Annotated in this window: 27 protein-coding genes; 10 read left to right on the forward strand and 17 right to left on the reverse strand. The window is 38.5% G+C overall.

Annotation, left to right across the window (positions count from 1 at the left end; translation table 11 throughout):
• Position 1 precedes the first annotated feature (1 nt).
• From CGC63_RS01105 to CGC63_RS01130, 7 genes are all read left to right on the forward strand, one after another.
• Positions 2-1,108, forward strand: coding sequence for a radical SAM/SPASM domain-containing protein (locus tag CGC63_RS01105; RefSeq protein WP_081445610.1), 1,107 nt, complete (start codon positions 2-4; stop codon positions 1,106-1,108).
• Positions 1,098-2,357, forward strand: coding sequence for a radical SAM/SPASM domain-containing protein (locus tag CGC63_RS01110; RefSeq protein WP_233447353.1), 1,260 nt, complete (start codon positions 1,098-1,100; stop codon positions 2,355-2,357). Before CGC63_RS01105 ends, CGC63_RS01110 begins: the two co-directional genes overlap by 11 nt.
• A 113-nt stretch (positions 2,358-2,470) precedes the next feature.
• Complete coding sequence (locus CGC63_RS15790) at positions 2,471-2,596, forward strand: hypothetical protein (protein WP_004223787.1); 126 nt, start codon at positions 2,471-2,473, stop codon at positions 2,594-2,596.
• Between the two features lie 108 nt (positions 2,597-2,704).
• Positions 2,705-4,012 (forward strand): Cys-every-fifth radical SAM/SPASM peptide maturase CefB, encoded by a 1,308-nt coding sequence (locus CGC63_RS01115; protein WP_004223784.1) that lies wholly within the window; start codon positions 2,705-2,707, stop codon positions 4,010-4,012.
• Between the two features lie 17 nt (positions 4,013-4,029).
• On the forward strand, positions 4,030-4,287 hold the full coding sequence (locus CGC63_RS01120; protein WP_004223781.1) for a hypothetical protein: 258 nt from the start codon (positions 4,030-4,032) through the stop codon (positions 4,285-4,287).
• 22 nt (positions 4,288-4,309) lie between these two features.
• Complete coding sequence (locus CGC63_RS01125) at positions 4,310-5,956, forward strand: ABC transporter ATP-binding protein (RefSeq protein WP_004223778.1); 1,647 nt, start codon at positions 4,310-4,312, stop codon at positions 5,954-5,956.
• A gap of 116 nt (positions 5,957-6,072) precedes the next feature.
• On the forward strand, positions 6,073-6,333 hold the full coding sequence (locus tag CGC63_RS01130; RefSeq protein ID WP_004223774.1) for a Cys-every-fifth RiPP peptide CefA: 261 nt from the start codon (positions 6,073-6,075) through the stop codon (positions 6,331-6,333).
• Positions 6,334-6,434: 101 nt separating this feature from the next.
• Here CGC63_RS01130 and CGC63_RS01135 read toward each other — a convergent pair whose 3' ends face one another.
• From CGC63_RS01135 to ligA, 6 genes are all read right to left on the reverse strand, one after another.
• Positions 6,435-7,742, reverse strand: coding sequence for an ATP-binding protein (locus CGC63_RS01135; RefSeq protein ID WP_004223772.1), 1,308 nt, complete (start codon positions 7,740-7,742; stop codon positions 6,435-6,437).
• 86 nt (positions 7,743-7,828) lie between these two features.
• On the reverse strand, positions 7,829-8,290 hold the full coding sequence (locus tag CGC63_RS01140; protein WP_004223769.1) for a riboflavin biosynthesis intermediates N-glycosidase: 462 nt from the start codon (positions 8,288-8,290) through the stop codon (positions 7,829-7,831).
• 76 nt (positions 8,291-8,366) lie between these two features.
• Positions 8,367-8,612 (reverse strand): hypothetical protein, encoded by a 246-nt coding sequence (locus CGC63_RS01145; protein ID WP_004223767.1) that lies wholly within the window; start codon positions 8,610-8,612, stop codon positions 8,367-8,369.
• Positions 8,613-8,615: 3 nt separating this feature from the next.
• Positions 8,616-9,302 carry a DUF3990 domain-containing protein gene (locus tag CGC63_RS01150; protein WP_015526830.1) on the reverse strand — a complete coding sequence of 229 codons (687 nt, stop codon included), beginning with the start codon at positions 9,300-9,302 and terminating at the stop codon, positions 8,616-8,618.
• A 118-nt stretch (positions 9,303-9,420) separates the two neighbouring features.
• Positions 9,421-9,837, reverse strand: a complete 417-nt coding sequence (locus CGC63_RS01155) for a hypothetical protein (protein WP_004223763.1) — start codon at positions 9,835-9,837, stop codon at positions 9,421-9,423.
• A gap of 10 nt (positions 9,838-9,847) precedes the next feature.
• On the reverse strand, positions 9,848-11,863 hold the full coding sequence (ligA, locus tag CGC63_RS01160) for an NAD-dependent DNA ligase LigA (protein ID WP_004223761.1): 2,016 nt from the start codon (positions 11,861-11,863) through the stop codon (positions 9,848-9,850).
• A gap of 411 nt (positions 11,864-12,274) precedes the next feature.
• On the opposite strand from ligA, the gene CGC63_RS01170 reads away from it, so the two are divergent.
• The 3 genes from CGC63_RS01170 to CGC63_RS01180 are packed head-to-tail and all read left to right on the forward strand — an operon-like array spanning position 12,275 to position 14,502.
• Positions 12,275-13,543, forward strand: a complete 1,269-nt coding sequence (locus tag CGC63_RS01170) for a Y-family DNA polymerase (protein WP_004223756.1) — start codon at positions 12,275-12,277, stop codon at positions 13,541-13,543.
• Between the two features lie 19 nt (positions 13,544-13,562).
• Positions 13,563-13,871: a hypothetical protein gene (locus tag CGC63_RS01175; protein ID WP_004223751.1), complete on the forward strand. Its 309-nt coding sequence runs from the start codon at positions 13,563-13,565 to the stop codon at positions 13,869-13,871.
• Positions 13,872-13,914: 43 nt separating this feature from the next.
• Positions 13,915-14,502: an SOS response-associated peptidase gene (locus tag CGC63_RS01180; RefSeq protein WP_039959616.1), complete on the forward strand. Its 588-nt coding sequence runs from the start codon at positions 13,915-13,917 to the stop codon at positions 14,500-14,502.
• A 49-nt stretch (positions 14,503-14,551) separates the two neighbouring features.
• Here the strand turns inward: CGC63_RS01180 and CGC63_RS01185 are convergent, their stop codons facing one another.
• The 11 genes from CGC63_RS01185 to CGC63_RS01235 all read right to left on the reverse strand — a co-directional run bounded on the left by CGC63_RS01185 (position 14,552) and on the right by CGC63_RS01235 (position 24,059).
• Positions 14,552-15,112: a hypothetical protein gene (locus CGC63_RS01185; protein WP_004223745.1), complete on the reverse strand. Its 561-nt coding sequence runs from the start codon at positions 15,110-15,112 to the stop codon at positions 14,552-14,554.
• Positions 15,109-15,351: a hypothetical protein gene (locus CGC63_RS01190; RefSeq protein WP_004223743.1), complete on the reverse strand. Its 243-nt coding sequence runs from the start codon at positions 15,349-15,351 to the stop codon at positions 15,109-15,111. The genes CGC63_RS01185 and CGC63_RS01190 overlap by 4 nt, the downstream gene beginning before the upstream one ends.
• 55 nt (positions 15,352-15,406) lie before the next feature.
• A complete protein-coding gene (locus CGC63_RS01195) occupies positions 15,407-16,462 on the reverse strand; it encodes a TRM11 family methyltransferase (protein ID WP_004223742.1) in 1,056 nt (351 codons plus the stop codon).
• Between the two features lies 1 nt (position 16,463).
• Positions 16,464-17,012 carry an AbrB/MazE/SpoVT family DNA-binding domain-containing protein gene (locus CGC63_RS01200; RefSeq protein WP_004223741.1) on the reverse strand — a complete coding sequence of 183 codons (549 nt, stop codon included), beginning with the start codon at positions 17,010-17,012 and terminating at the stop codon, positions 16,464-16,466.
• Positions 17,013-17,074: 62 nt separating this feature from the next.
• Positions 17,075-17,818: a hypothetical protein gene (locus tag CGC63_RS01205; protein ID WP_004223740.1), complete on the reverse strand. Its 744-nt coding sequence runs from the start codon at positions 17,816-17,818 to the stop codon at positions 17,075-17,077.
• A gap of 17 nt (positions 17,819-17,835) precedes the next feature.
• Positions 17,836-19,965 carry a vWA domain-containing protein gene (locus tag CGC63_RS01210; protein WP_004223739.1) on the reverse strand — a complete coding sequence of 710 codons (2,130 nt, stop codon included), beginning with the start codon at positions 19,963-19,965 and terminating at the stop codon, positions 17,836-17,838.
• Positions 19,962-20,339, reverse strand: a complete 378-nt coding sequence (locus CGC63_RS01215; protein WP_233447351.1) for a helix-turn-helix domain-containing protein — start codon at positions 20,337-20,339, stop codon at positions 19,962-19,964. The genes CGC63_RS01210 and CGC63_RS01215 overlap by 4 nt, the downstream gene beginning before the upstream one ends.
• Positions 20,227-22,044 (reverse strand): AAA family ATPase, encoded by a 1,818-nt coding sequence (locus tag CGC63_RS01220; RefSeq protein ID WP_004223737.1) that lies wholly within the window; start codon positions 22,042-22,044, stop codon positions 20,227-20,229. The genes CGC63_RS01215 and CGC63_RS01220 overlap by 113 nt, the downstream gene beginning before the upstream one ends.
• An 11-nt stretch (positions 22,045-22,055) precedes the next feature.
• Positions 22,056-22,841 carry a hypothetical protein gene (locus CGC63_RS01225; protein WP_004223736.1) on the reverse strand — a complete coding sequence of 262 codons (786 nt, stop codon included), beginning with the start codon at positions 22,839-22,841 and terminating at the stop codon, positions 22,056-22,058.
• Positions 22,842-22,940: 99 nt separating this feature from the next.
• A complete protein-coding gene (locus CGC63_RS01230) occupies positions 22,941-23,585 on the reverse strand; it encodes a single-stranded DNA-binding protein (protein ID WP_004223735.1) in 645 nt (214 codons plus the stop codon).
• A gap of 294 nt (positions 23,586-23,879) precedes the next feature.
• Complete coding sequence (locus tag CGC63_RS01235) at positions 23,880-24,059, reverse strand: hypothetical protein (protein ID WP_004223734.1); 180 nt, start codon at positions 24,057-24,059, stop codon at positions 23,880-23,882.
• Between the last annotated feature and the right edge of the window lie 7 nt (positions 24,060-24,066).

A 24,066-nucleotide genomic window follows, 5' to 3' on the forward strand; every position in this document is an offset into this window, starting at 1 on the left:
AATGTATACATTGTCATTAGAGATTATAAATAAGTGCAATTTGAATTGTACTTACTGCTACCTGGGCGAGAAGAAAAATACATACATGAGTTTAGAAACGGCTCAAAAGGTAATCGATATTGCTGTGCATGAAGCAAATAAGCAGCATGATCGGACACTTATGGTTTACTTTATTGGAGGGGAACCTCTTATGGCATTTAATCTGATAAAAGATGCTGTAGATTATACGAAGAAAAAATGCCAGGAAACAAACTTAATATGCAAGTTCAGTACTACGATAAATGGAACGTTAGTTACAGATGAGATAATTGATTTTTTTGTGGAAAATACATTTGAGGTGAAGGTGAGTTTAGATGGTCCTGAGTATGTTCAGAATTTGAACAGGAGAGACTATGCAGGAAATGGAAGTTTTGAAAAAATCATGAAGAATCTTCCGTTATTGAGAAAATATGAGCAGGAAACAGGAAATCAGATTTCGGTAGCCAGTGTTGTGACAAGTAATAACTATCAATATTATGCAGAAAGTTTCCAGTTTTTGATTGATTTAGGAATTAAAAAATTAGAATCAGGAATTGATTATTATTGCTCCTGGAGTGATGAGCAGATACAGGGATTACGAGAGCAGATAGAGAAAGTATTTGGCTTATATAAAGCATATATACAAAAAAATCAAGAAGTAATCTTCTGGAATCTCTGGGAACAATATCTGAAATCATTCCTGATTCCATGTCCATTTTATGCATGTAAGGCGGGTTTGACAACTTGCTATGTAACAACGGATGGTGGGATTTATACTTGTGCGGAACTTCCAGAATTTAAAATCGGTTCTGTAGAAGTCGGGTTGGATGTTCCGAGGATTCGAGAGATTATTTACCTAGAGGATCAAGAGGATACAATGTGTAAAGAATGTCAATATATTAGACATTGTAAAACAAGAGGCTGTCAGGTGGCAAATTATGAAATTCACCAAAATGTATATCAACCTATAAAAGTGAATTGTGAAGTGACGAAGTGGATGTATCATCTGATTCAAACAAACTTAACTGAAAAACAGCTTGAAAAGCTGAAACAAGAATATGAAAGGAGATATTTACGTCATGGAAAGTAAGATGAATGAGTTTATTAAGATAACTGAGGGAGAAAAAGTGGCTTTAATTGATCCGGTAGGAAAAGTCTGCCTGGGGGTAAGTAAAAGATTTGCAGACAATTTAGATAAACCAGAGTTTCAGGAAAAGTTATTCCCTGTATGGAAGCAGCAAACTGAATTTATAAAGGAAATAGAAAATAATCATGAGAAAATCAATACGGTATATTTGATGGTAACCAGGAAATGTAATATGAATTGTGATTTTTGTGCGATCAGTGCAAACGACAAGCTTCGTCCAGAAAAAGAATTTAAGCTGGAGGATATACAGAATAAGGTGATTCCGTTCTTTCAGAAAAATAAACCACATAAAATGATTCTTACAGGTGGAGAGCCACTGATTAAAGATCAAATTGTGGAAATTGCAAAAGCATTAAGAAATGGTTTGACTTGCCCCATAACACTGCAGAGCAATGGTCTTGCAATCACCAGAGAATTAACAGAACAACTCAAAGGATATATAGACGAAATTGATTTCAGTACCATGCACATGTTTGGAACGCCTGAAAAGGAGCAGCAGCTAATTAATCATATCGAGATGTGTCAGCAAGCTGGAATAAAGGTGGTTCTTAGCTTTATTTATGAGAAAACTAATGAAGTGGATTTGTATCGATTGATTGATATAGCTGTTAAATATGACATTAATGTTCTTTTTAATATTGTTTCATCCGTGGGTAGGGCGAAAGAAAACTCTAAAATTTTATCAGATATGGAACATCTTGATATGAACCTGAAGATAGCAAAATATATATTGAAACAGGGATACGAGAATAAAAAAATAGGAGAAGCCTTTTACCAAAGGATTCAGGTAAGAAATTCTTGTGGGGGTTATGGAAAAGTTATGGCAATTTTCCCGGAAGGCGATATTTATATGTGTCAGTGTATGGAAAAGAATCAGGTTCGAATGGGCAATATACTTACAGATAGTTCTGAAAAGATTTTGAAAACTCAAGACTGTTTGCTGAAGGAAGATGAAATAAAGCAGTTATTTTGTGTGGACTATAAAGAAATATGTAAGGAATGCGATTATCGTTATATATGTGGTGGGAAATGTATGGCTTCGGAAGGAGAATATGACCGTAAATGTATTTTTGCAAAAGCAATGTTTAAATATGTGCTATTTTATTACAAACAGCAGGATAAAAATAGAGAAAAACTTGAAAATTATGTTCAATATCTTGAAAAAATAAAGAAATGTATGGGAGAAAGATAGTGAATCCATGTAGGAAGAAAAAAATGCAAAATAGACATAAGTTGTAGTCGTTAAATTAGAAAAGGGATATATTTAAAATTGTTTTACATACGGAAAATTAAGGAGGTAATAGTATGAATGAAAAGTTGGAACTGACAGAGGAAGAAGTTAATGTGTACAGTGATGATTGCGGAAAAATACAGGTAGATTGTTTAAATGATTGTATTGATGGAAGTGCATGGCTAAGTATCGAATCTTAATAGAGATTTACGATGACATGATGATTAAGGAGATACGGTTTAGGTAACAAGTAACTTTAAAGTTAAAAAATACTATAATTTTATGTAGGCAACAAGGAGGAAGTGTACATGAAATTTTCTAAATTTAATCTGATAATCAAAGAAGGGAATAAAAGAGTTTTATTTAATACGCTTTCAGGAGAGTGTTTTAAAATATCTACAGGTGTTGAAGAAATAATTGATAATAATCTACCAGATCAACTTAATAAAGAATTATATGATGATTTTTTGAAAAAAGGAATTATTGTGGATGATCAGGTTGAAGAAAATAGATATTTTAGCTACATTCAAAACCAAACAAGATTCAATAATAGTGTATTATCGGCAACAGTACTGCTAACTTGGGCATGTAATTTAGCTTGTATATATTGCTATGAGGGGGCAGGATGTAGAACAACAAGAATGAATAAAGCAACCGCAGATAGATTTATAGGGTTTATGATAAACCAAGCAAAAGCAAGAAATTCAAAAAGTATGTATATTAATCTGTTTGGAGGAGAGCCATTACTTAATATAGAATGTGGATTTTATATTTTAGATGCATTAAAGAAATTCTGTGCAGAAAAAAATATAGAGTTTGCATCAGGGATAATAACGAATGGAACTTTATTAACAGCAGAGATAGTAAGCCAATTAATAAATTATAATTGTCAGCAGATACAAATAACTCTTGATGGTATGCCTGATACGCATAATGCAAGAAGAAAATATAAGGATGGAAAAGGTTCATTTGAACAGATTATTTCGGCTTTAGAATTGCTAAACAATAAATGTGCCGATATACATACGGTTATAAGAATCAATGTGGATAAGAATAATTTGGATGAAGTGAGTACACTTTTGGAATATCTTGGAATTAATGGAAAAGGTCTAACAAATTGCAATGTTGACTTTGGAATCGTTAGAGGTTCTACGCAAGCATGTTCTGCATATTCAGGGAATTGTTTAAGTGAAAGTATTGTAGGAGAGGTATTGAGTAAATTATGGAGTAAGGCTGAAATGGAAGGGTTTACTTTATATACAAAACCATTTCATAGATGGATTTATTGTGGATTATATGCTGATAGTCAGTTTACTGTCACTCCCAATGGTGAATTATATAAATGTTGGGAACATGCAGGGGATGAGCAACATTTGATGGGGAATATTAATGAGAACGGTAATATTGATAACATAAAATATTCATTTTATGATTGGATGTCTCATAACCCATTAGAGAATGAAGAATGTAAAGAATGTGTATATTTACCAGCTTGTGGTGGTGGATGTGGGGTGGTTAGTTATAACGAAACTAATAGTTACCACTCGAAAGGGTGCTTTAAAGTAAAAGGCGTACTTGAAAAGCAGGTGTTACGGTATTTTAAGGGGAAAATATAAAACTGGGGGTAATATATATGGAAGCTTGCACTAAAGGAACAGTAATTTCAACTAATAGATTATGGTGGTTGAAAATTAATAAAAAACCTATTCGAACACATTTATTAGATGGAGCTAATTTTCCAACGGTTATTACTGTGCAATATAGTGTTTCTGGTGTTAATTATAAAAAAAGAAAATTTATTGGAGTAGGTACTAGTTGCCCAAAAGAGGGGGAAGAACTATCAGTATTCTATCTTATGGATAATCCTAAAAAAGCAAGAATAAAATTGTGATTAGTAATCTGAGGGAGAAGTTATGGCAAGCATTTTTAAAATGTGTGGAAAGTATCTGATAAAAAATAAGTATAGCGTGATTTGTTATGGGGTGCTGTGTCTTACAAGTAGTATGTTTTCTATGATTTCTCCCTATATAAGCGGCAATTTTATTGATTATCTGATAGTAGCGGATAATATCAGTAAAATTTATAGATATTGCTTTGCCTTTTTCGGGCTTTTTGTTTTTAATCAGTTGATAGGGTATATTGTTAATAGAGTGTATATAAAGATGCAAACTCAAATGGGCTATGACTTGAACAGTGATGTGATACGCCACATACAACATTTGCCAGTTTCATTTTTAAAAAAGCAGAATATGGCTTATTTAAACCAAAGAGTCAACAATGATTCTAATCAGGTTATTACATTTTGCATCAATATTGTACAAGGGATATTAATAAATAGTTTAAAACTTTTACTGTCCATTTTTGTATTGGTTCAATTTAGTTGCAATATTACATTGCTATTTATAGCCATAATATGTGCTTATGCATTATCGTATAAGATATTAAAGAAAATCCTTTTTAAAGCACAATTTATTTTGACAGAAGCACAAGCAAATTATTTTTCAAAATTATTCGAGCAATTTGATAATATTCTCTTTGTAAAAATGCAGGCTATATATGAAGCTTTTTTAAGTCGGTTAAAGAAAGAGTTTCAAAATATTTTGAAAGTAAGTCTTCAATATCAAAAGATTTCGTATCTATTTTCAAGTTTAGATTCTTTGATAATGTCTTTAGCTCAAATAGGAATTTTTATAATGGGTGGGGCATTAGTTATTAGGGGTAAACTTAGTGTAGGTCAATTAACAATTATGCTGAGTTACTTTGGTATAATGATGGAAGCTTCGAGATATTTTTTTTCATTAACAAAGACAATACAGGACAATAAAGTGGCATATACAAGATTAAAGCAGATATTAGATTTAGAAAGTGATGAAAACGCTGGGGTAGAGTTAAAGGATATTAGCCAAATAAGATTAAAGAATATAATGTTCTGTTATGATAAGAAATGTATATTCCGTGATATTAGTTTAGAATTTAAAAAAGGGAAAATATATTCCATCATCGGAAAAAATGGAATAGGGAAAAGCACTTTGGTAGATTTGATTATAGGGTTCTATAATAGAGAATATGCAGGTGAGATATGTTATGATGCTTTATCTTTAGATCAAATTGATATTTATAAAACAAGAAAAATGTGTTTTGGAATATGTGAACAGGAACCGGTGTTATTAGCGGATACGGTAAGATATAATGTATCAATGGATAGTGAAGACAGCATAGATTTAAAGCGATTGTTTTATATAGCAAAAAAGATAAATTTGTATTCATTCATAGAAAGTCTGCCAAAGAAATTAGAGACCATTATTGGAGAAAAAAATTCAAATTTGTCTGGAGGAGAAAAACAAAAACTTTCTATATTAAGGGTATTATATAAAAATCCACCGGTAATTATTTTAGATGAGCCGACATCTGCATTAGATGAAGAGAGCATAAGATGTTTACAAGTCTACTTAAATCAAATAAAAAGAGATAAAATAATTATTTTAATATCGCATAATTCAGATTTTATATCTATATCAGACGAAATCGTAGATTTGGATAAATTAGATATGGACGTATAGTATAAGTTATGAAAGTTAAAACGGTATATTAAAGGTTGGCATATGTTATTACATATTGTGACTAATATATTATTTACATAACGAAGAGCATACTTATTCAAGAAAGGAGAAATGCTATGGGTAGCGAATACATAGGAAATGGATATGGTCAGTCTAGAGCTGGCGGATGTGTTGGAGGCGTTGGATGTTTAGCTGATGTAGGGTGTGGTGGAAATGCCTGCGGAGCAGCAGTATGTGGAGCTAATGTTTGTGGAGTAGATGGTTGCGGAGCAGCAGCATGTGGAATTAATGCTTGCCCACTTAATGGATGCGTGGGCGATGCATGTGCAGCAAACCTTACTCCGTTGCCAGGACCGTTTTCAAATAATGATAACTAATAAATAGAAAATAATGATATATTAGTAAAAAAGTATGCGATTCGTACTGAGCCTTGAAAGGGTGCAATTCTACAGCAACCTTTCAAGGCTTAATTTTTTTATCACTGCAAAAAGATTTTAGAAACCTCGATGTTGAAATGAGAGCACGCAGGAAAAACTACAACATTATTTAGAAGAGTCAAAAATCCTATACCTTTTCCAGCTTTCACTTCTATCAAATATCGGGTGGAAGAAGATAGGCTTTGTGCCACAAAGTCAATTTCTCCGCCACGGTAGGTAGCAAAAGCAGGGGTTTCAAAGGAAATTTCCTGTGGAAAATCCTGGCGTTTCTTCAGATTGATATAGACATAATTTTCATTTAATGTGCCTGCAAGTACACGGGAATCGGTACCGGTACGTGTCAGATAATAGTTTGCCAGTCCCATATCCATGAAGTAGCAGCGGCTTGCGGACTTAAAATCCAGAATATCCATTTCTGTTATTTTGGCACAGAATCCGATGATTCCGGAAAAGTACAGCCAGCTAATGGCACGGTTGCAGGTAGCCTTTGAAATATTGCTGGAGTAGTCTTTGGTTACCAGTTTTTGCAATTCTTCGCTGATGCTGTCTTCTGAAAATCCTTTCTTTTCACGGTTTAAAATACGGCAGATGGAAAAGAAAATATGGGTAAACACTTTGGTATCCAAAATATCCGTAAAATAGCGAATGGATTCATTGGTAAAGGTATCAATGATTTTTACAAGTTCGCCTTGTGCTTTTACGATGCTTTGGTTCTCCAAATAGTTTTCTACTACTTTGGGATAGCCACCAATTTGGCAGTACAGCTCATAGGTTTCTTTTAAGTGATCATAGACCTCGGCTTTAGATGAATGGAGAGGTATTTTTTTATAATCGTCATATAGGCTTTGGTCATAGGCCATCAAAAATTCTTCAAAAGAAAGTGTGTAGATAGTAAGCTTTGTGACATCACCGCTGGAATAACGGAATTCTGGATCATAAATCCGTCCAAGGTAGCTTCCTGTGATGATGAAATGGGCTTTAAAGTGACGTGTAAACTCCCGGATACGGTTATAAATTTCGGAAGACTCCTGGATTTCGTCAATAATGATGACGGTATCTTCAGAATCAATAAAGTCCGGTTCATATAACTGGAAGGCATCGTGGAGAGGATGCTCCCGCCGTTTTGTTCCAGGTGTCCAGTCGGTTGCCTGTTTATAACATTCCATAAACTGTTTGCCGCTTAATTCAAACAGGTTAATATAAATTTTGTGTTTGTAGTTTTCGTCAGCGAATTTCTGTATCAGGTAGGTTTTTCCAACCTGACGGGCTCCACCGACTTCCAGGGTACTATGACCTCCTTCATTTTTCCAATCCAGAAGACGGTCATAGACAAAACGCTTCAGATACATAAGCACAAATCCTTTCTTTAAAATCTATCTTTCATTATAGCAAAATATTTGCAGTTCATACAGTGCAAAATTGGATAAATTATGTTTTAACATTCAAATTGAAGCTTTGCACGTATATCCATAAGAATTTTGCCCAGATGATTTTCGCCATGACCATTTACAGAACCCCAAAAATAATCTCCCCAGTTGTTTCCTTCAACAAGGTGACAATTCCCAGTAGCAAGTAATGCTTTACATAGGGTAGGATTCTGCATGAATTTGCACATACAAATTTCATACATGTACATAAGCTTTACACTTTCCCAGTCTGAACGGAGCTGCACTTCTCTTCCCAGTTTTTTTGCATCTTTTGGATTCCTTAATTTGGTAAATTGAAGCTGTTCTTTAGGGGAAATGGTCTTTTGTGCCTGGAAAGCAGCCTCATTATTTGCATACCAGTAGCCCCGGTAATATATCCGGGAAGGATAGAAGTTACTAAGAAAAGCGTATGCTCCATGAAAGTGGTCAATTGTTTGCTGGTAATGATTCGAATAGGTATTAATATACATGTAATCCCTTCTTTCTTATACAAAAAAGGAACCGCTTATGGTAAGCAGTTCCTTCTTAAACATATTTTTTTGTTTGTTATTTGTTTATTTGTGCTTCTTCTTGTTCTTCGTAATAGCGGTCTGCAATATAGCCGGCAGATTCCGCCCAAAGAGTATTTTCTGTATTTTGTAGGGCCTTGTAAGTTTTTGAATGATAAAATTTGCCCATGGCATCCGGAAAGGAAAGATTACTCTTTTCCATAATAATATCGATAACATCCCGGATTTGAATATACAGATTCATTGAAATATCTTTTCCGTTAAAAAAATATTTACCTTCCATGTTTTACACATCCTTTCGAGATTCCAATACCAGATGTTCAAGAGCAAGTGGGGTGTGAAAGGAAACCTGATTATTAACCTTATTATACCGAAGCCTTGTAACCGCTTCATCCACGCTCAAGATACCGGACAAATAAAGTTGTACAGTTTCCATGGTATTATCATCCGCAACAGGCCCAATTACAACATCATAGTGATGCTGGATATCGCCGACAGTACGGTTGAGTTTGACAAACTCCAACCATTCCTTGTCCAAGGTGGCAAAATGTTTGATTTTTAGTTCCTCGGATTGCTGGAAGATATACCGATACACATATTTGCCGCCAGTATGAGTACGCAAGTACAGGCGGTTCGCCCATTCATTTGCCTGCTGTTCGAGAACTGTGCAATAAAATCCACGACCAAAATCACGACGGTTATGTGATTTGTTCAAATCGATTTTATCAAATGCAATATTGGAGCCATGGAAAAGAACAAGCGTGGGCGTATCTTCTTCTATAATATCTTCTACGTATTGAAAAGTATCATGAATATCTAATTGGTGCAACGTTTCGTGTTGTACCAGTATTTTTTCAAATACTTGATGTTTGTAGAAAATATTAAAGGCATCGTCTTCTGATATTTGGTGCTTTTTAGCATAATATTCCAGTGCTTCAATTGATAGCATCTCTATATCTGATTGAATACTCATATACGTTATCCCTCCATTTGCTTTCATTATATCAAAAAAGAAGGTGCTTTCCAACGGTAAAATAATTATAAATGTAAAGTTGCAAAAGATGTTTGAAATGGGGCGTCACCCCATTTCACTATCCCCAAACTTCGCCCATGATTTCCACAAGAAAATCATCTAATGGAAAATCGGGAGGAAGTAATTCACCAAACGTTTCTTGAATTTCTTGGATAACTTCCGTATAAGAAGAATACGCCTGTGAAAATAAGTGGGAAGAATTTTTAAGTTCAATGATATAAAATTCTTCTCCTGGATTTAAGTCCAGTTCTTCCTGATCTTTGATCCTCCATACCGTCATAGACTCAGCAGTGCCATAACGACAGCCATCAAGTTTCTCACAAAGATATTCCTGAAAGGCTAAGAGTGATTCTGGATCAGAGAACTCTTTGTATAAATCAGGAAAAACTTCCTCTGTATATCGAAGGATAAGATTAGCAGCCTCTTCTGTAATAAGAAATCCATAGATATGAAAAACGGATGTAATGATACTCATAGATTTCTCCTTACGCAATCATTTCAAGAAACTCATCTTCAGATAAAATCTTAATGCCGAGAGACTGGGCTTTTGCTAATTTACTGCCGGCTTTTTCCCCACAAATTAGATAATCTGTCTTTTTTGTGACAGAACTGCCGGCTTTTGCTCCAAGCTCTAAAATCTTCGAGTTGATTTCATCCCTTGTAAAATGAGCAAGTTTTCCTGTTGCAACGATAGTACATCCTGTAAATACATTTTCTTTCATCATAGTATTCATTTCCTTTCTTTCTTCAAATATAAGTTCTTTTTGGAGTTCGTGCCAGAGAATTAAATTGTTTTCATCAGAAAACCAGTCATGGATATTCTGATTCAGAGTATCACCAAAGTCATCTAACTGGGTGAAATCATAGTCACCAGAGGCAGCGTCAAAAAATTCCTGTAGACTGCCGTGGAATACTGTATCCAAAATCCTGCTTTTGGTTCGTCCGACCATAGGAATGTCCATGGAAACCAGGAATCGAACAAAGGTAGTATTCCGGCTGGAAGTAATGGAATTCCATAATCTTTCAAAGGATTTTTTACCGAAACCTTCCAACTGTAAGATTTCTTCCTGATGTTCATTTAGATGGTAAATATCCGGAAATGTCTGGAGATAACCCAAAGTCAGGAATTTTTCCAAGGTAGTTTCGGAGAGTCCCTCGATGTTCATTGCTTTTTTTCCAACGAAATGTGTAAAGCGTTTTCGGATCTGGCTATCACAGTTGGGATTGTCACAATGCACCGTTTCAATGAGACGCCCATCATTTCCTTTTCTTTGATAGATACGAGTCTGAGAACCACAGCATGGACATACAGGAGGAACTGCATCTACGTAATGACCACGTTCCAGATTTTCTTCAATATGAGGAATGATCATATTACGTTTTGATACAGAAATTCTACAACCTGGCACCAATTCTAATTCTTTGATAAAGGTCAGATTGTGAAGGGTTGCTCTGGAAACAGAGCATCCGTCAATTTCCACAGGGTCAAAAACTCCCACAGGTGCAATTTCTCCGAAACGGGTGGGTGTCCATTCTATATTGCGAAGAGTGGTTTCGTAAGTTTCGTCTTCAAACTTAAAAGCCAGTCCATCTTTATAATGATGTCCGGTACGCCCGCAGTTTTTGGAATAGTCCAGACTGTCGAAAATCATTACAATTCCGTCAATAGGCAGATGTTTTTTGCCTGCCAGATCAGTCAGCCTTTCAATATACTGATTTACAAGTTCCGAGGTTAAGGGATGGTTTGCAGCAATATAAGGACAAGGCTGAAAACCATAGTCAAACAGGCTGGAAATTTTCATAGCTCTGCTGTCTGGAAAGAGAAATGGAGAGTCCAGACCTTCCAGAACATTAAAAGGCATAAAGTGCAGACAGCGTCCTGCACAATTTGCCGGATCAAGACTTCGCACAGAGCCAGAAGCCAGATTTCGCCCATTTTTGTAAGGTTCTCCTTTTCCATCTCGGAGAGTTTCTTTTAAACGCTCAAAGTCATGGGTTGGGATGAAGGATTCTCCAACAATCACTAGCCGGCCTTTATATGGAATTGAAAGAGGGACATCAACGTATGCAGGGATGTTATGGGTGATAAGTTCCCCAATTTCTCCGTCGCCACGCGTAGAAGCCTCTACAAGTGTTCCATTTTCGTAGACCAATTTAGTCGTTAATCCGTCCAACTTCAGCATAAACAGAACCGGCTGCTTACCGGCAAAGCTTATCAAGTCCTGTACCTGCTTTGTCTTATCTAAAGAGAGCAAAGGGACTGGATGCTTTACTTTGGGAAGTTCACTGATGGGAGTATAGCCTACGGTTTGTGTCGGTGAATTGGATAAGATAAAGCCTGTCTGCTTTTCTAATTCCACTAATTCATCGAAGATTCGGTCATATTCCGCATCACTGATATTCGGACTGTTCTCATTATAATAAGCGTTACGCTGTAAATTCAGATAGTCCACCAGTTGTTTGATTTTTTCCACGTTTGATAATTCATTGGGATGGTTCATTTTATTCTTGTCTCCTTTTCTATGGTATAGTTGTAATTCTTATTTGTTCCGGTTTTTCTTCCTCCTTTCTTTGCGTTTAGGCATAAAAAAAGAGAATGACACGGATGTTCATTCTCTAATGCGTGCAGTTTCCTGCAAAATAAAAAAAGCCAGAAGTCCCTGCTGGTAGCGTGGTATACTTCTGACACTTTTACAAACCTAAACTGCGTGCGTATATCCTTTCCGGATGACACAAATAATAATTACATAGTAAGTGTAACACTATATGTAGTATGTGTCAATATAAAAACACTATATATCGTTTAGTCTGAGAGGAGAATTACTATATATAGAGGAAGCATGGATATGGAAAATATTATCTCTTGATTTCAGAACGTATGTTCTGTATAATGAGATGTAAAGGAGGGGAACGTGAGTTTGGGAAAAGTGATTTTTCATATAGATGTAAATTCTGCCTTTTTGTCCTGGGAAGCGGTATATCGGCTGCATCATTTGGGATGGAAAGGCGATTTAAGAGAACAGGTGTCGGCGGTAGGAGGGGATATGGCGATGCGTCATGGAATCATTTTGGCAAAATCCATTCCAGCAAAGAAATATCGGATACAGACAGGTGAATCAATCTTGGAAGCAAAACAGAAATGTCCCAATCTTATTTTAGTGCCTCCAAATTATGGATTGTATGAGAGGTGTTCCAAAGCTTTTATGGGAATTTTGCAAGAGTATTCTCCCGTAGTGGAACAATACTCGATAGATGAGGCGTTTGTAGATATGACTGGAACGGAATTGCTTTGGGGGACGCCAGTGGAAGTAGCGGAGAAGATGCGGAGACAGATTAAGGAACGGCTTGGATTTACAGTGAATATCGGTATTTCAGAGAATAAACTGTTAGCTAAGATGGCAAGTGATTTTCAGAAGCCAGACAGAGTGCACACATTATGGAAGTCTGAGATACGGAATAAGATGTGGCCATTACCGGTAAGCGACTTGTTTTTTGTAGGACGGGCAACAACAAAGACACTTTTCAAGTTGGGAATCCGAACAATAGGAGATTTGGCAAAGAGCGATCCTGGCTACTTAAAACAACAGTTAAAGAAACATGGGGAAGTAATCTGGGGATTTGCAAATGGGATTGATGTATCTGCAGTCCAGTCTGCCCCACCTGCCAATAAGGGATATGGTAATTCCACAACGATTCCTTTTGATGTGACAGATGCATCTACAGCAAAATTGGTGCTGTTGGCTTTGGCAGAGACAGTAGGAAGCAGACTTCGTGGAGCAGGAGCTAGGGCAGAAGTGATTGCAGTAGGGATCAAGAACTATGATCTCAGTTATGCCAGTCACCAGATGACGCTTCAGAATGCAACCAATATTACGAAAGAGATTCATCAGTGTGCCTGCCAGTTATTTGACCAGCTCTGGGATGGGACACCCATCCGGCATCTGGGAATCCATACCAGCCGCATCAAGGATCAGGTGAATATGAGGCAATTGGATCTATTTGATACGAATGATTATGAGAAGCTGGAAAAAATGGATGAAACGATAGATCAGATTAGAAAACGGTATGGGAATGATTCGGTAATACGTGCAGCTTTTTTAGGTGGGTGTATTGATCACATGAGTGGTGGCATTTCACGGGAAAAACGTTCTGTGGACTATGAGAAATTAAAGACAGAATAGCGGGAAGGGGGAAGAAACGGTGGCATTTGGAATCGGAATAAATACAGAGCATACAGAGCAGGAGCCTTTATCCGGAACCTATCATGAGGTGGCAGTCCAGTGCTGGTTCACAGCTACCGGAAAATCTTTGCCATTGATGTTGAAGGTAAAAGGGGAGGATGAAGAGATTATCCAGATCAATCATATCCAGGTTCTGACTGTAGAAAAACAGTGGTATGCGGGGATTGTGAACTGGAAGTATAGATGTCAGGCGGTACTTTTGGGAAAACAAATCAATTTTGTGCTCCTCTTTTGTCCGGAGGATTGTGCATGGAAACTGGTTGTATAAGATACCCAGGATGAAGTAAAATATGAATGAAGGAGGACAGAAAATGTGCGGAAGATATTATGTGGATGATGAAACTTCACAGGAGATTGAGAAGATTGTAAAGAAACTGGACCAGCGTTTAAAGATAGAGCATGGGCAGGACATCCATCCGTCTGAATCTGCAGTTGTACTTACAAAGGAGTGTAGGGAAGTGGCTGCAAGGCAGATGCAGTGGGGCTTTCCGGGATTCCAGGGAAAGGGACTGCTTATCAATGCAAGGGCAGAGGCGATACTAGACAAGAAGACCTTTCGAGAAAGTGTGCTACATCGAAGATGTGTGATTCCCGCCCGTCACTTTTACGAATGGAGTAAAAACAAAGATAAATATACTTTTCAAAGTCCAAAGCAGGATGCCACATTATTTATGGCAGGGTGTTATCAAATCTATAATGGCCAAAATCGTTTTGTTATTCTGACTACACAGGCAAATGCTTCCGTAGCACCGGTGCATGAACGGATGCCATTGCTTTTGGAACGACAAGAACTGGAAGATTGGATTATGGAGGATGCAGCGGTAGAAATTATTCTTGCTAAGAAGCCCATACCGTTGAATCGGACAGCAGAATATGAACAACTGAAATTATTTTCGTAAAAAGGGAAACCCACAAAAGTTTCCCTTCTTGACATAATAATTTTTGAATTTAGAATCCATTGTTTATTTGTTCTGTTGTTGCAGGCATAGGAGAACTGGATTTTACATAGAGTAATAGTTTCCCGTTCAGATCCAAATCCTGTTTACTCCATTGCCCATTCTCATAAACCATTTGGGTAATGGTATTGTAGATAATTGGCGTATCCTCTATACGTTCCATATCAACCACAAGGCAATCCTGAAGGGCAATATATGGATATAGAGCATCTTCAATATATGTCCTTAATTTTAATGCCTGCCTGTGCAGTAGTTCCACATCATACAGTTTTGATAAGGTATAGCTCATTTCTTTGAGCATCCCGGATGTTGTAATGGTCTGTTGGATAACAGAAATCTGCTGTTCCAGAGATACATCTGGATTTATCATAAGCTTTGATAATGTAATTTCTTTTACAAAAGCTGTCGCTGTATCACCAATTTGCTTTTTTAGGGTTTCATAAGGAACCCGATACTGTGTCCGTAAAATTTCAAGTGGAACGTATTCCCGGTTTTTCTTTAAAGTGGAGAGCAATTCACAAAGGCTGCTTCCTAGTTCATATATGTTATTCAAGCACACATCACTTCCGATACGGTTTCTGGTATAAGAACCAGATGGTAAATGGTATTTTCTGTTTCAAAAATGACACTGTCCTTAGATACTTCCAAAATCGTTAGGATAGGAGATGTCAGAATAGAGAAACCATTGACCCCAGAAATAATAGCACGTTCCCCAACACGTAGCGGAGAATGAAACCATCCAGAGAGTGTTGTTATTTGTTTATCTTTTACATGGTGCTTTCGATTTGTCATAGTGTTCACACTCCTTTTGTATCGCCATAGAGAATCTGTTTTTCATGGCTCGTTTTTATGTAACAGGGTAACTCAAACGAAAATATCCTTTCGATACAGGGATATATTCGTCTGGGTGTTCATATAAGGTGGCACGGATACGTTCCTGATAATGCGGATTCTTTTTCGCTTTTGGGTGTTCCTTTAATAAAGCGTACAGGTCTTTTAAAGCCCCTCTTCCTCCAATACTCTCCATTGTCATCCGGATTAGATGATGCCAAGTTAGTGCAAGAATATCTGTATTTTGTACAGAAAACACACCTTCTTGCCGGATGCTGAAGGGGATAATGAAAGAATCTGCTTTTTTCAGCAACAGAGCATATTCTGTCACAATGGGAATGAAAGGCTTTTTGTACGTCCGATTGTCAGAAACACAATTAAACTGGCCCTTTACCAGAAAGGATTCAAAATCACCCATCCGCATTAAATCATGCTGCATACTATAGAACTTACCATGGAGCCGCATATCGCCTACCAGTATGGCAAGCCTGCCACCTTTCCGAAGTGCCAGGAAAAATTTCCGGATGCAGTGATTTAATTTTTCTAGAAAATCCGAATAGTTTTCACAGCGGGATAGGTCGTCCGGGTGAGGGTTTCCCCAGATATTTCCGGAATACTGGATCATATTATGGTAAGGTGGATGGAAAAAGATGAGATCAGCGGAATCCTCCACTTCATCTTTTAGAGCATTCCAGTTACCTTTTCCATAAGCAGGTGCCGGATTTAGATCATAGAGCAGGGAACGTACCTGATAACGGTCAGCAGCCGCCTTTGAAGTTCCGGAGCCACTCATAGGATCTAAGAGGGTAAAGGTGCTGGTATCTTTTCCGTAATATCGCATATCGTCCAGGCAATAGCGTAGAAGCGCTGCAACCACTTCGGGGGAGCAGTTACCACGCCACTGGCTGTTACCGCCTTCTCCCCGTTCTGGGTATGCCATGAAAGAAGTCAGTTCCTTTCCTACACGTTTTCGCAATCCTTCCGTTCCAAGCATGTCAGCGACAGTACGCCATTGGGGACCAAATTCAGCTTCCAATAGTTGTGCTGCCCGTTGCAGCAGTAAGTCATTCATTTTATGTCACCTTCCTTTCATAATTTTGTTGGATGTAGCGGGAAATCGCCGCTGCAGTCATTTTGGCACAGCCTAAATCCATTTCGCTGAAAGGCTGTTGATTTTTTGCACATAGTAAAAGTCCCAGGGCTTCCCCCAATTCGTCTTTTTTAGAAATAGGGAAAAAGGCTGATATGGGATATTTTCCTGTCATAGTAGGGTATATGCGTTCCTTTTCAGAGAATAATTTCATCTTTCCCTGTTGCAGAAGCCTTTGAATACTTTCTGTTACAGGCATATTAAGTGCTGTATGATAATTCTTGGAAGCAATGATTTTGGAATGATTACATAACAGAATCCGGCAAGGGACATTGCTATGTAAAATATCCAGAAAACTGTCTAACCGGATATCCATAGGGATATGGGAGTCGCATTTACGAAGACAGATGTTGCGTGTGTCAGCTTCCAACATCAATACATCGCCTGTATGAAGCTGTAGGGCTTTTCTTACTTTGGCAGGAATAATGATCCGCCCTTGTTGGTCAATATTTAGTGTTGTAGCATAATCCATAGAGATCCCCTTTCCTTTATAAAAAGAAGCAGTCTTTTCGGCTGCTTCTTTGTTGAAATTCTTTAAGCGACATACATACCATTCAGATATTGCTCTTGTGGCTGTCCCTGCATATAGGAAGTCATTTCATCTGGCTGTGGCTGTATATTTTGTGCCATTCTTGCTTCCTGTTGCTTTTTAAGCTGTTGTTTGCCGTTTTGAATCAGGAAGGATGCAACATAGGCTTCCCAATTTACGATATAGGAATCAGCACGTTTTAACAGCATATAAAAATCCATATCTGTCAATTGTATAAAAGCACTTTTTTCAGAGATAAAACTTTGAGCCTGCATATAAGTGCCGCCGTTATGATTCTTTTTCTTGATACCTTTTCCGTTATTAATTTGAATTCTCCATGGACTGGTCAGTATTTCCTGCTGGTTGTTATATACGTGGCGGGAAATAAAAAACTGTTGTGCAGTAGAATAGCCATTGCCATCCGGCACACCAAATATTTTACTTTGTGACCATTCAAATTCAGGAAAGCCAGCGGTAACTCTGGACAGCAGAAATTGAATTTGTTCGGGTGCCAGATGAAAACGGGTGATAATATTTTTATCACCGGTACCACTAGAGTAATCCTGTATGGAGATTCCAATAAGGGAGTGAACTTTATGACCATTTTCTTCAAATTCTCCTTTTGCATGAAGCTGTGCATAGCTGTTATAACTTGTGTAGCGGAGGCGGTCATACAGTGCAATTAATTTTTTACTGGTCTGTACTTTGCATATCTGATCTGTAATTGAGTTTTGATAATTTTCACTCATGTATGTTTTCCTTCTTTCTATTTCAAATATTGTTTTACAAGCTGTGTCATATTTTTGGGTAAATCTTCTAATTTGGTAATATCTAAAAAACCATCCTGATAAATTCTGCGGATGTTTTCTTTGTCATCACCAATTGCTGCAGCAAAGATCACAATGCCACGTTTACGATATTCATTCTTGATACCACGAAGATCTGCTTCTGCTTCCGTACCACTGTACCCACAATCTGCGGGCTGTCCGTCAGAGATTATGATGAGGAGTTTTTGTGATTCCGGACGCTTTGCCAGGTGTTCCGCAACATAACGAAGTGCAGCTCCATCCCGGTTGCCATTACGGGCAGACATATCCATCAGCCGGTAACGGTCAGAGGCATCCAGAGAATCAAATTCAGCATAGGAATACAAAGCAACACCCTTGGAATCTGTAGAATGCCCATAAATGGTAATAGGAATTCCCAGGCTCGTACAGAAATCATACAGCACGATTGCAGTTTTCCGGGCATGGGTAATACGATCTCCCCAGCCCATAGAACCACTTTCATCAACCAAAAGTCCCACGGAAAGTTTTTGTTCTTCATCCGGAAGCCTGGTTCTGGTAAAGATACCGCCGTCCTTTCGGTGTAAAGCCCGCATATCCAGCCTTTTACCAAATAACAGGTTTTTTTGTTTCCCGCCTTCTGCCTCTTCTTTTAATAAAGGAAGAATGGAACTTTGCAGCCTTTTGGAGGTCCGCAAAAGAGGGGAAGCAACTGTTTGATAAGATTTGATAAAAAAGTCGGAAACGGGATTGATGCGGTGGATTGTTACATGGATGCCTGCATGGGCATTTCCGTAATGTATTTCATCCGCCGATTTTTGCAAGTCTTCTGTTAATTCCTGTTCATAATCATTTTGGGCTTTTTCCGTAGCAACATCATTTAGGATGCGTGCAAGATCATTCGCTGCATTTTCATAACCGGAACCGGCATACTGTGATGCGTATGTGATTCCTGGATTATTTCCATCTAATATTGCTATAGTTTTAGCAAATTCAATTCTACCCCCTTCTTCCTGCAGTACTTTTTCTGCCTGGTTAATCGCATCTTGCCTGTAATTTGGATCAAGACCAGATAAGTCACAGGTTATAGGAGTTTTTGATTTTTCTGTAGGACCTGGAATGTTTTTGGGGATTCCTCCGTTTTTACCAGTTGGAAGAGGAGATCCGCTACCTGATTCTTTCCGCAGCAGATCGTCCAGAGCATCGCCAACTTGGGTACTATCCTGCTTTTTTAAAGACTCTCTGGTTTGCTCTACCATAGGCTGAATATAGTTCCAGCAAAGTACTAAAAGATAGTTGGAAGCACGGAAGCGTTCTTTCCCCTGTGTGGCAATTAAGGCATCGTCAATATAATCCATGCAGTCTGAGAGTGTGTCCGTGTATTCTCCGGAATAATTCGTGCGGTTATTTAGATTACCAGTCCGGCAATAGGACAAAATTAAATTACTCATGATGGAAAACGGCTGATAGCCACAATCAATTTGTTCCTGTATAGAAGGAATCAATTCAGACATCCGCAGATTATTGATCTGTATTCCCTGCTTAAAAGTTCCGGGATATTCTTCACACATCCGGGCTTCAATGTAGATGTCCTCCAGTATATTATTAAACTGTGCAGCACAGCGGGATAGCGTCAGACACGTTGCGTTATCTTTTTCTTCCATGGCATCTAAGATGTCCTGCAGATTTGCCTTGTATCCAGAAGGAAGATTGTCTGGTGCTTCTGGATAGAAGGAACCATTTTCCATATTGGTCAGATAAAGCTGTAGTGATGCAAAATCAGAGTAACGCAGATGTCCGATTTCATGTCCGGTCAATCCTGTCAGGCTTTGTGAACGTAGAAATCGGGAAGGAAAGCTTTGGGTTATCGGGTTTGCAGCGTTACAGTGAATTCTATAATTATCTGTATAAGCGATGTCTGCATTTTCAGAACTGTCCCATTCCATAAGTACCTGAAGTCCATAGCGAGAACGGCCAGTAGCCGCTTTCGCCAGAGATGTTTGGTATTTTTGGAAAGCCGATGAAAGAAAGAGTTCTTCATCAGTGATTTTTGACTCCGTATCCCGGATCATTCTTTTTAAAGCTTTTTGAGTGTTATTCAATTTCTTCACCCTTCTTTCTTTTTCATATTTTGGGTTAGGAGATCTTCCATTGTACAGCCGTAATACTGGGCTAACCGAAAGACGGCGTAAGCAGATGGAAGCGTATGCCCATTTTCATAGTTCATAATTGTTTTTTCCGGTAGATGTAGAAGTCTTGCTACGGCTTTCTGAGAGAGTTTCGTCTGCTTGGATTTTCTTAAATAAACGAGATTTTCTGCCAGAGTTTTGCGTAGTTCGGCTTCGGTATAAAAGGTGTTCCTCAATAGTGTGTTATGATGCAAGAACTGTATCCAAGCAAGAACCTTCAATTTCGATACGGCTTTCAGAATCGGCAGTGACGGAAGATAAAATGGTATAATGAGCAGCTTCCTGTATATCGCCACATACCATAAAAGACTGAACCCAGGCAATTAATTCCCGGACTCCACAGCAGCCATCTGTTATCAGGTTATCCTGACAATACTGTGCGATGGAACGTACAATCTGTGTCATGGTACGTACTGATTTTTTATCGGAACATCCGGTAATAGCAAGAACACGCTCTACCATGGTCTCTTCATCCGGTTCATCCATATCTATGACCATATTCATCCTTGAAATGACAGACTGGTTCATGGGACGACAGCCGGCATAGTCATGATTAGTTGTGACTACAATGGTAGTATCCGGATGCCGATGGATGACTTCCCCGTTTGGCAGAAATACACTGTTACAACGGTCCAACAGGGAATTAAGCCCTACCAGTACACCAGGATTGGCAATCACCGTAGGCTCCTGTATTTCTACCAGATAGCCGTTTCGGATGGCTTCAACCAGTGGTGTATCCACATAGCGGAACTGTTGGCTGCTGGAGGTAGCAGCTTGTTTCTGTTTCATTTCCTCAGATATATGATGGATCAATTCTTCATAAACTGTATTTTCTGATACTTTTTCATCATAAGTACCCGTTAATTTTTCATAGGCAGTAGCCGGATCTAGGGTAATGTCTTGAAAAGAGGGCAGTTCCCCTACCAAAGAAAGCTGTTTTTCATCTACATCAGGTAAAATCTGTCCAAGAAGGTCAAAAATTTCTGTATTTGCCGAGCAGGTGATGCATCGGTAAGGAAGGTGAAGTCCTGCAGCAATGGCTTTGGCACCTTCGGTCTTTCCCGTTCCAGCAGGCCCACGGAGCATAAAATTCCGCATAGGCTGCTTGCTGTCAGTTGTTAATTTAGCATGTTCGCATATTCTTTGGATTTCTTTTGGGATTACATACCAATCTTCGAGAATAGGAACGGTTGATTCTTCTTGGGGAGTTAATGTCCGAGAATTGGACAGGATGTATTTATCGACAAAATCTTCTTTGGGAATTGAAACGGCGGAAGCAGTATAGTGATGTCCACCTTTTAATACCTGAAAGGTACCCTGGATAATTTCCGTTGGTGCATAAACACCTTTTTGGATATTCAGTGGTGTAAGTCTTTGGAGCACGCCATTTGCAGGAGTGTCAACTTTGATGTTCCCGATAGGAAGGGAATCACCATAACGGATCCTGCGGTACACGTTATCACAAAGAACCGCAGCCGTTTCTGCAGCTTTGGGCAGGTCAGGAAAACCGTCATCACGGTGTTGCTTTAATTCCTGATATTTTTCATTGAATTCGTCATCAGAAAGAAACGTAGGCATTAAAGCAAAATAAAGAGCACTTCCGGAATCATCATCTTTTTTAAACTGATATGGCTCTGGTTTACTGTCCAGATCCAAAGGTTTTTCATACTTTCCAGCTATAAATTTCCCAGTCATACGGTTGTAGACCACTACATGCAACAACTCAGTACGGCTTGGATATTCTGCGATTGTAAAATTGTTTGCCTGGCTTCCAATGGCTCCGAGTTCTTCCTCTGTTTTTCCAGCAGGTGGATTTTCCAAATCCATATAAGTAAAAACTGCCTGCAAAGTAGCAGAATGCAGAGTGGCTTGCTTTCTTGGCTGAATGCAGTATTTGGAAGAAATGCCCTTAAAAATAGCATCACGTCCGGAATAACAATCAAAAGGTTTTGGCAGTGGCCGTTCAAAAGCCCATTTTGGAAAAAAATTCACATTTGGCATAAGATTTCCTCCTATTCTTTCACCCAGGATAATTCGAGGGCCTGGTCCTTTTCTTTTGCGGTCAATTCATCTTTTTGGAAGATGGAAATGAGAACATCCCAATAGTTTCGTGGCGGGAAATAATCAAAACAATCCTTGATTTCCGCTGTATCACCATTTTGGATGTAAATTTGCCCGTTTTCATTAATATAGAGTTTATGGTGTCCTTTCGCATGGAGCTGCCCGATAAGGTTCTCCAGCTTTTTCTTGCCAATTAAGGAATACCAGGATTCCGGATCAGCAAAAGGAACATCGTCCTCATCGGTAACTGTGACAGTCTTTTTGAGGCTGGCAATGGTCAGCATTTGAAGTTCCAGATATCCGTATTGGTTCATACGTGCTTCCGCAAAGTTGTAGTCCTCCGTATGAAAGGTTCTCAGACGTATGGGATTTCCGCAAAGAAGCTGATTCATGGATGGCGGCTTCTGGAATTCCCATGTTGCATTTGGAAATGCAGCCTGTAGTTTGTCGGTAATCTGATAGCTGATTTGTCTCCAAAGCAATTCTTCTGTTTCGGAAACTGGCTCAGATGATTTCAAAGAAGACCAAGGGCTTGTTTTGCCCTGGTTCTTGAGTAGGTTTAGAGTCAGTTTATGGATTTTGGGAAGAAGTGTGGAAAGAAATAGCAGCAGGATGCCAAGGATTCCGATACTTGCGACTGCATTACGATTTCCATTTCCTGGTATGAATATAGTTGCAATTAACAAAATTATTGTGAGCATACTTAGAACTTTAAGAAATTTCTTTTGTGTATTCACTTCATTTCCTCCATGGTTGTTTCAATAGAAAAAGGAATTGCAGCAGACCAGTAGATACTGGAAAGTCGCAATTCCTTCATTTTAGGGATCTTTGATAATTTACGGGAATGGAAGCTGCTGTGGTGGTGTATTTTCCGGAATATTGGTAAATCCATCACCAGATACATTGCCAGCCGTAAATCCCTGTGGTGCATAAGCCGATCCCCCTGCCGGAGCATAAGACATCTGTTGTGCGGCCTGTGGCATCATATTGTTATTGGCTGGCATTGCGCCAGTAGGCACGGTACCGGAAGGATTCATTCCCATTGCCGGGTTTCCATTATAAGTAGCACCGTTTGCTGGTACTGGTGGAACATTCGGATTTCCGACCATTGGATTCCCCGGTACAGGTGTTGCTGCATTGGTATCATTACGATTCGCAGGTAAGAACTGCCAGTCCTTTACCATAATTTGCGGCGTGATAGCTGCTTGACCTGCATTATTGCCTTTCTGGTGAATATACGGATGGAGTTCTAAATCTCCGTAGACCATGAGACACGTTGATTTTTTGACACCGGCTTTTATCAGTCGATCTGCAAGAAACTTGTTGCAGTAACACTGATAGAAGATGGGTTCTTCCTTTCCGTTTTGACCTCTCTGGTTGGTAGCAAGCCCCAGACTGATGTATTCAGTTCCGGAGTTCTTTGCTTGTTGCATAACCGGATCGGCAGTTACCCTTCCTGTTACAATGATAATAGATGACATAAAAATTCTCCTTTCTGCCCTTTGGGCGATAAAATAGTGATAAATAAAAAAAGTGCCATTATAGCACCGTATAAAACGGCATTATAATGACACGATTTTCCAACTTAAACTGCATGTGTACTGGAGATAGTATCCAGACACCCTATAAAGGGATAACACAAAACTTAAATACAATATTATAGTAACACAAGATATAGCGAAGGTCAATAATAAAAATACAGTATGTTGTGTTGCGCTGAAAGAAAATACATGAGGGGAGACTCCACGAAAATTTGTGTATCTCCCCTGCTTCTTTTATGCGTCTTTTTTATTAGGACAGTTTTTGGTGTCTGTTTTCGGCTTCATAGACCAAAATAGGACGTTCATAAGAATTACAATTAGTAATACAGCAGCTAAAGCCACCCAGAATCCTATGTTCAGACCAAGCCATTCCGTAGTTCCAAAAAGTGTCATCCAAAGTTCTTTCCAGTTCATTGTTGCA

Origin of the sequence: Blautia hansenii DSM 20583 (assembly GCF_002222595.2) — a bacterium.
Lineage (GTDB): Bacteria > Bacillota > Clostridia > Lachnospirales > Lachnospiraceae > Blautia > Blautia hansenii.